Raw genomic sequence first — 7,330 nt, 5'->3', positions numbered from 1 at the left:
CCGATCGAGTACAGACCTCCCAAGTACATAACCATCGTCAACGCGTTGCAGGCCCGCATCGAGGACGGCACGTACGCGTCCGGCGAGATGCTGCCCAGCGAGACAGCGCTCATGAACGAGTTCGACACGTCGCGGCCGACGGTCGTCCGGTCGCTGGAGATCCTGCGGCAGGCCGGCTGGATCGACACGCAGCAGGGCAAGGGCCGGTTCGTCCGGTCGAAGCCTGCTGAGCCGCGGTCGTTGCCGGCGCATGCAGCGTCGTTGCTCGCCAGTGAGGTCGAGGGCCGGCTTCGCATCGTCGATGTCGGGGAGCTGCCGGCGCCGGCGCGTGCATCGTCCGCGCTCGACCTGGACGAGGGCGAGCTGGTAGTCGTGCGTCGCCGGCTTGTCAGTGTCGACGGCCTCGGTCCGGTCGAGTTGGGCACGGTGTACGTGCCGCTCGACCTCGCCAAGGGCACGGGCGTCGGCTCGTCCGCGCCGCTCGCCGAGGGCGTTCTTCAGCACCTGGCGACCCGCAAGGGCATGCACTTCGACCACGTGACGGAGAGGATCTCAGCCCGGCCGGCTACCGAGGAAGAGGCCGAGCTGCTCGACGTCGACCCGGACGGCTGGCTGCTTACCGCGTTGTTCGCCGTGTACGCCCGCGGCGGCAGGCCGGCCTTTGCGCTGGACCTTGCGGTCCCGCCGTCCCGGCACGAGTTCGAGGACTCGTTCCCGATTGCTTAGGTGGATGGCTCGCATTACTCGAATGCGAGCCATCCACAAGTTTCTCGGTCCGAACACTTAACAAGTCAGGTTCCGCCGCTACACTTAAAGTCATACATAACAAGTTAAGTAGTTGTCTGAGAGGAAGTGTTGTGGCACTCAAGGGTGGTAGCCGGTTCTCGATCCGGTTCGAGGACGTTTTCCCTGCTGGTTGCGTGCTCGTGCCGGACTCGATCGTCGAGGCGCAGGACTACAACGAGGTGACGAAGGCCCGGACGCCCGCGCTGGACAAGCTGACCGGCGCTCGGGTGTGGACGGTCCGGGTCGTGGACATGGACCCCGACCTCGCTGGCCGGTCGCGGGAGGTCGCGGTGAAGATCTCCGCTCCGGTACAGCCGGTGCCGGACAACGGTGCGCCGTTCGCGCCGGTCGAGTTCGAGGGGATGACGGTCACCCCGTACGTCGGCCCGACCGGCCGGCTCGCGTACTCGTACCGCGCGACGGGCTTCCGCTCGTCGGCTCAGGCGCGGAAGGCCGCCTGACCAGGAACACAGCGCGGGGCGGTCTGTATGCCGTAGGAAGCCGGACCGCCCCGCTGCCAACCAAGCCCATTGCTGAGGTGTGGAAGGCGGGTTTCATCATGCCCAGATCGGGTTGGCGTCGCCAACCCTGCCCCGGCCAGACACAGCTGCTCATGCCTGTTGCGCGCGATGCGCGCGGTCGATTCACACGCCTGTTCACCGGCATGCCGTTCCAGCTCCTCGCCTTCCGCCGCGACTCCCGCGGTCGGTTCGCGTGTCTGGCGGTGGCCGGTTGAGCAGCGTCTCTGGGGAGGGTCGAACGTTGAAGACAAACGTCCCGCTGGTCAACTTCCGCCGGCTGTCGCTGCCGATGCCGTGGTGGTTGGTCATGTGGTTCGTCGTGCCGTACCTGCTGTGGCACGTCGCGAAGGCTGTGTTCCGGCTGATGCCGGTGCTGTGGCGCAACCGCACCTCCGTCATCCTCGCCGCGCTGGCGGTGTGGCTGTGGCACCGGCAGGGCTGGGAGGTCCTGGCCCTCGTCGCGGGGGTCGCCGGCGCCACGGTCGGCGTCTGGTGGTGGCGGTGGCGGCCTTGGTGCGAGCGGTTCGTCGTGCTGCCGGCGCTGTCGTGGTGGCAGCGGCTGTTCGTGTACCAGCTGCATTGGCGCGAGGCCATGACGGTCTGCCGCCTGGCGGAACGGTTTGACGGCAAGCTCAACGTGCCGCGGCTGCTGCGGGTGCGCTGCACGTACGTCACGGACGAAGTGGTGCTGCGGATGCCACGCGGCCAGAACCCCCGACGACTACCACGCGGCGGCGGCGAACCTGGCGTACTCGTTCAACGCCCGCATCTGCCGCGTCTACTCCGGCCGCCGCGACAACCGACCGACCCGGCGCGGCAGATGGGCCTGGCTGCTGCGGTTGGTCGACCAGGTCCGCTACCGGGACCGCCCGCGCCTGGTCTGGCTCGTGTTCGTCCGCCGCGACCCGTTGCGCCGCACCGTGCCCGCGTTCGACGTCCCGGAGACCACCGACTTGGAGGCGCTGCCGCTCGGCCTGCGTGAGGACCTCGTCCGGTACGTGCTGCGGCTGCTCGCCACCCACGTCCTGATTGTCGGCGCGACCAGGGCGGGCAAGGGCTCGGTGCAGTGGTCGCTGATCCGCGCGCTCGCCCCGGCGATCCGCACGGGCCTGGTGCGGCTGTGGGGCATCGACCCCAAGGGCGGCGTGGAGCTGTCGCTTGGTCGGGAGCTGTTCAGCCGGTACGAGTACGCCACCGTCCCACCGATGGTCGCCATGCTGGAAGAACTCGTCGAAGTCATGCGCGAGCGGCAGGCCCGCATGCAGGGCAAGACCCGCGCCCACACGCCCACGCTCGACGAACCGCTGTACGTGCTGATGGTCGACGAGATCCTCGCGCTCGTCGCGCTGCTACAGGACACGGAGCTGCGCACCCGCGCCAAGGCCGCGCTCGCCATGCTGCTCACGCAGGGCGCCGGCCTCGGCGTGCTCGTCATCGGCGCAACCCAAGACCCGCGCAAAGAGGTCGTCGAGCTGCGCGACTTCTTCCCCACCCGCATCGCGCTACGGCTCAACGAACCAAACCACGTCGACCTCGTCCTCGGGCAGGGCTCCCGCGCCCGCGGCGCACTCTGCGACCAGCTGTCGGCGCGGCCGTCCATGCGGGGCATCGGGTACGTCGTCCTCGACGACCGCCCGGAACCGGAGCGGGTCCGGTTCGCGTACGTCACCGACGACGAGATCCGCGACATGGCCGCTCGGTACGCCGCACCCGAGGTCGTGAAGCCGAAGCCGACGCCGATCCCGCGACAGGGACGCCACACCAACAAGCAGAAGCGCACGGCCGGACCGCTGCTGCCCGACAGCCTCGCCGAACTGCTCGACGAGGACCCGGCATGACCGGCGACCGCCGGTTCTACCGGCTCCGTGCACCCCACATCACGGCCGGCTCGTCCGCCGTGACGGTCCGGGTCACCGACGGCGAAGACCTCTACCTCGCCGTCGGTGCGGGCCGCCGGCGGATGTACCTCACGCCCGCCGAAGCCTGGGCACTCTGGCGGTGCCTGTCCGAAGCGGTCGCCTCCACCGGCCAACCACCGGACTGGATCCGCGTCCCTATCAACCCCACCCGCCGATAACGAGAGGACACGACCATGCGAACCCGACGTCCTCGCCCCAACCGGCGCGGCTGCCTCGACCTCTCCCACCGCTCGACGCACCTGCCCTGCCCGTACTGCACCGACGACCAGGCCGACATCGTCAACACCGCCCGGCGGCTCCACGCACGGCTCGACGCTGAGGACCGGTTCTGATGCGGCACGCCGAAAATGCCGTCCTGGTGCTGATCCTGCTCGTCGTCGCGGCCGTGGCCGGCGCGGCCTCGTTCACCCACGTCCACGACTGGACGATGACGAACTCACCCGCCGGCACCCCGGGCTGGTTCGGCTGGGCGAACGCGGTCATCTCCGAGCTCGTCCCGATCGCCTGCGCACTCGTCATCCGGCGCCGCCGCCGGAACGGCGAGTCGGTGGTGTACCCGTTCGCCGTCCTGCTGTCCGCGGTGGCGCTGTCCCTGGCCGCTCAGCTCGCGGTCGCCAAGCCGGGCTTCTCCGGCGGCCTCCTCGCCGCGGTACCGGCGCTGGCGTTCATGGCGCTCGTGAAGCTCGTCCTCTCCACCAAGCCGACCACCATCGCCCCGGCGCCCGTGAAGCTGACCGACCTAGCGCTCGTCGAGCTGGACAGGCCGGTCGAGCACATCCCCGTGCCGCTCGCCCGCGCGAACGGCGTCATCCCCTCCGGTGTCGTCCGATGAAGGAGATCCAGACAACCTTGACCGTCACCACCGAAGCGCTGCCCGGCCTCGAAACAGAGGTCGGGCCGCGTCCCGGCTCCCGCGCTGCTCGCATGCTGATGCCCCTCGCCGCCAACGTCGTGAAGGACATGGCGACCGAGTACGGCGTCTGCCTCCGCCCGATCGGGCTGCGCCGCACCGACCTGGCGACCGGCCAGACGGAGATCATCGACGTCCCGTGCGGCGCCACCCGCGAGGACAAGTGCGTGCCGTGTGCCAAGCGGGCGCGGCGGCTGCGCAAGACGCAGATCCGCGAGGGCTGGCACCGCGTCGACGAGCCTGCCCCGGCTCCGAGCCCGGCGACGGAGGAGCAGCGGTCGTTGATCAGCCTTCGAGCACACCTTGAGTATTTCCGCGACCAGGCGGTCCGGGAGTCGAAGTGGGACGAGGTCGGCGAGGTCGACGAAGCGATCCGTGAGGTGGAGGAGGCCATCGCGGCCGAAGGCTTGCGCGGCACGGTGGCGCCGGCGCACAACAAGCCCGAGGAACCGAAGCGGCAGCGGTCTACCCGCCGGCGCCAGGACGCCCCGGCGCTCCCGCGTCAGAAGGTCCAGCCGCGCACCATCGGCCGCGTCTACACCGCCCCGAACGGCACCGAACACCGGCCGTCGATGTGGCTGACGATGACCCTCGACTCGTACGGCCCAGTACAAGAGGACGGCTCACCGCTCGACCCGTCCCGCTACGACTACCGCCGCGCCGCCTGGGACGCGATCACGTTCCCGAGGCTGCTCGACCGGTTCTGGCAGAACCTGCGCCGCTGCGTCGGCTGGAACGTTCAGTACGCCGGCTGCGTCGAGCCCCAACGCCGCCTCGCCCCACACGCGCACTTCGCCATCCGGGGCACCATCCCGCGCACCGTCCTGCGGGAGGTCGCGGCGGCCACCTACCACCAGGTCTGGTGGCCACGCGTCGATCAACCCACGTGTCGTCCGCTCTGGGACGCCGAGGCTGAAGCGTGGTGCGACCCGGACACCGGCGCCGAGCTGCCGACGTGGGACGAGGCGCTCGACGCGATCGACGAAGACCCCGACGCCGAACCGGCCCACGTGATCCGGTTCGGCAAGCACGTCGACGCCCGCGGGGTCTCGGCGGGAAGCAAGGACATCGACCGCACGGTCGGCTACATCACGAAGTACATCACCAAGTCCGCCGCCGACTGCCACACCGTCACCACCGACCGGCAACGGGCGCATCTCGAACGTCTCTGGCAGGAACTGCGGGTGACACCGTGCTCGGAACGGTGCGCGAACTGGCTGCTGTACGGCATTCAACCGAAGAAGGCGCACGGCAAGCTCCGCCCCGGCAACTGCAAGGGCAAGGTCCACCAACGCTCAACGCTCGGCATCGGCGGCCGGCGCATCCTCGTGTCCCGCGACTGGTCCGGCAAGACCCTCGCCGACCACCGCCACGACGCCCGCGCCTGGGTCAAAGCGCTCCTCCGCGTCGCGGCCGGCATCGACCAGGTCCCGGCGCCCGACGCAGAACCGGGCACGCCGACAAGCGTCGCGTGGGAGCTGGCGAGACCCAACGACCCGGACATGCCACCCATGCGACATCGCCTCCTGCGAGCGCTCGCGCAACGCATGCAGTGGCGCAATGCGCTGAACGCCGCAAAGGACCGAGCGAGCCAACACGACCAGGCAGCCAACGACGACGGGAGAAAGGACAGCGTTGGACAGCACGCTCTCGATCGATGAGGTCGCGGCGCTTCTGCAAATTCCGAAAGGCACGCTCTACCAGTGGCGCACCCGCCGGAAGGGTCCACGGGCGAAGAAAGTCGGCCGGCACCTGCGCTACGACCCAGCAGACGTGCAGGCGTGGTTCCGAGACCAGGAGGCAGCGTAGCCATGCCCGTTGACGATCTCTGGTACCTGAGCAAGAAGGATGACGACGACAAGCGGGTCAAGTCCTCGAAGTACGGCCGCGGAAAGCGCTGGCGGTGCCGGTACGTGGACGAGGCTGGCGAGCCACGCACGAAGGTCTTCGCCCGCAAGACCGACGCTGACGACTTCGACGCGGCGGCCCGCCTGAAGCTGGCGCCCGAAACGCAGTCAGGACAGGCACCGAGCAACGCCGGCTTCCGCGAGTACGCCGAACGCTGGCGCCTGTCCCGGGAGTCTGGCTGGGCGGTGGAGACCCGACGCCGGATCGAGTCGAACGTCCGCAACCACCTGCAACCGGTGTTCGGCAACTCGCCGATGCGCTCCATCACCCTGACCGTCGTCCTCGAATGGCTCGCAACGCAGCTCGCGGACGGCAAGCCCAAGTCATCCATCAAGCTGTACTTCGAGCTGCTCGACGCCATCCTCGCCGCCGCCGTCACCGACCGGCTGATCCCGGACAACCCGTGCTCGGGCGTGCGCCTGTCGAAGGTCCTGAGCGGCGTATCCCGCGTCCCGAAGTGGATCCCTACCGAGGAGGAGGTCCTGCGGCTGTTCGACGCCACCCCGGAGCGCTACCGGGCGGCGCTCTGGCTCGGCGCCGGAAGCGGCCTTCGCCTCGCTGAGGCTCTCGGCGTCGAAGAAGGCGACCGCTGCTTCGGCTTCGCAGACAACGAGCTGCGCGTGGTCCAGCAGGTCCGCTACTCGCCGCAGGCCTACGGCGGCTTCTACCTCTCGCTACCCAAGGCCGGCTCGTCAGGCACGATCGACCTGGACGCGGTCGTCGCAGAAAACGTTCGGCAACACGTCCGCGATTACCCGCCCAGAGAGGTCGACCTCGTCGATATCACCAGCGGTGATCCGATCCAGCGGCAAGCGCGACTGCTGTTCACCACCCGGCACGGCAATCCGATCAATGATCGAACCTGGTCTCGCGAGTGGGGAAAGTGGCGGACCGCCGCCGGCTGGCCCGAGCAGCACGGCACCTTCCACGCGCTGCGGCATTTCTTCGCAACGGTGCTCATCTCGCAACACGTCGAGCCGCAAGCGGTGCAGCGTGCGCTACGTCACAAGACGCTCACCATCACGCTGGAGACTTACGTCCACTGGTGGCCCAGACGGAGCCAGCAACGGGGCATTGTCGGCGCCGCGCTCATGGCGGCTGCAGCCCGACACTGAGGGCATTTTGCGTTGCGTGATGGCATTTGGTCGCATCTGCCAACCAAGTCCAACTACTCTCCGCAAATTTTATTACGGAGGGTGATATTTGAAGATCACGGTTCGGGGTCGCGGAGTGTACACCGAGGGTATGACAATTTTTCTATCCACAAGATTTAGGGGTCATCCACA

At 68.7% G+C, this 7,330-nt stretch carries 9 protein-coding genes and 1 pseudogene; all 10 read left to right on the top strand.

Annotated elements, in window-relative coordinates; genetic code table 11:
- Window positions 1-726: GntR family transcriptional regulator (locus AB0H83_RS22960; protein ID WP_360097332.1), on the top strand; the 726-nt coding region annotated here is incomplete at its 5' end.
- A 131-nt stretch (window positions 727-857) separates the two neighbouring features.
- Complete coding sequence (locus tag AB0H83_RS22955; protein ID WP_360097329.1) at window positions 858-1,247, top strand: transcriptional regulator; 390 nt, start codon at window positions 858-860, stop codon at window positions 1,245-1,247.
- 367 nt (window positions 1,248-1,614) lie between these two features.
- Window positions 1,615-2,289 carry a hypothetical protein gene (locus tag AB0H83_RS22950; protein WP_360097327.1) on the top strand — a complete coding sequence of 225 codons (675 nt, stop codon included), beginning with the start codon at window positions 1,615-1,617 and terminating at the stop codon, window positions 2,287-2,289.
- A complete protein-coding gene (locus tag AB0H83_RS22945; RefSeq protein WP_360097324.1) occupies window positions 2,195-3,145 on the top strand; it encodes an FtsK/SpoIIIE domain-containing protein in 951 nt (316 codons plus the stop codon). The genes AB0H83_RS22950 and AB0H83_RS22945 overlap by 95 nt, the downstream gene beginning before the upstream one ends.
- Complete coding sequence (locus AB0H83_RS22940; RefSeq protein ID WP_360097321.1) at window positions 3,142-3,384, top strand: spread protein; 243 nt, start codon at window positions 3,142-3,144, stop codon at window positions 3,382-3,384. The genes AB0H83_RS22945 and AB0H83_RS22940 overlap by 4 nt, the downstream gene beginning before the upstream one ends.
- 15 nt (window positions 3,385-3,399) lie before the next feature.
- Complete coding sequence (locus tag AB0H83_RS22935) at window positions 3,400-3,558, top strand: hypothetical protein (protein ID WP_169788974.1); 159 nt, start codon at window positions 3,400-3,402, stop codon at window positions 3,556-3,558.
- A pseudogene (locus AB0H83_RS22930) lies at window positions 3,558-3,935 on the top strand (hypothetical protein); the annotation flags it as partial. The gene AB0H83_RS22935 and the pseudogene AB0H83_RS22930, both read left to right, overlap by 1 nt.
- A 215-nt stretch (window positions 3,936-4,150) precedes the next feature.
- Window positions 4,151-5,797: a replication initiator gene (locus tag AB0H83_RS22925; protein WP_360097318.1), complete on the top strand. Its 1,647-nt coding sequence runs from the start codon at window positions 4,151-4,153 to the stop codon at window positions 5,795-5,797.
- Window positions 5,772-5,945, top strand: coding sequence for a helix-turn-helix domain-containing protein (locus tag AB0H83_RS22920; RefSeq protein ID WP_360097315.1), 174 nt, complete (start codon window positions 5,772-5,774; stop codon window positions 5,943-5,945). The genes AB0H83_RS22925 and AB0H83_RS22920 overlap by 26 nt, the downstream gene beginning before the upstream one ends.
- 2 nt (window positions 5,946-5,947) lie before the next feature.
- Window positions 5,948-7,159 carry a tyrosine-type recombinase/integrase gene (locus tag AB0H83_RS22915; RefSeq protein ID WP_360097312.1) on the top strand — a complete coding sequence of 404 codons (1,212 nt, stop codon included), beginning with the start codon at window positions 5,948-5,950 and terminating at the stop codon, window positions 7,157-7,159.
- Window positions 7,160-7,330 lie beyond the last annotated feature (171 nt).

The organism is Dactylosporangium sp. NPDC050688, from assembly GCF_040654515.1.
Lineage (GTDB): Bacteria > Actinomycetota > Actinomycetes > Mycobacteriales > Micromonosporaceae > Dactylosporangium.
Note: the sequence above shows the minus strand (reverse complement) of the source record. Positions and strands in the feature narration are given on the sequence as shown.

Bases quoted from the DNA above. Each gene is read 5' to 3' on its own strand.
- AB0H83_RS22950 (WP_360097327.1), top strand. From the start codon at position 1,615: ATGTGGTTCGTCGTGCCGTACCTGCTGTGGCACGTCGCGAAGGCTGTG.
- AB0H83_RS22940 (WP_360097321.1), top strand. From the start codon at position 3,142: ATGACCGGCGACCGCCGGTTCTACCGGCTCCGTGCACCCCACATCACG.
- AB0H83_RS22935 (WP_169788974.1), top strand. From the start codon at position 3,400: ATGCGAACCCGACGTCCTCGCCCCAACCGGCGCGGCTGCCTCGACCTC.
- AB0H83_RS22925 (WP_360097318.1), top strand. From the start codon at position 4,151: ATGCTGATGCCCCTCGCCGCCAACGTCGTGAAGGACATGGCGACCGAG.
- AB0H83_RS22915 (WP_360097312.1), top strand. From the start codon at position 5,948: ATGCCCGTTGACGATCTCTGGTACCTGAGCAAGAAGGATGACGACGAC.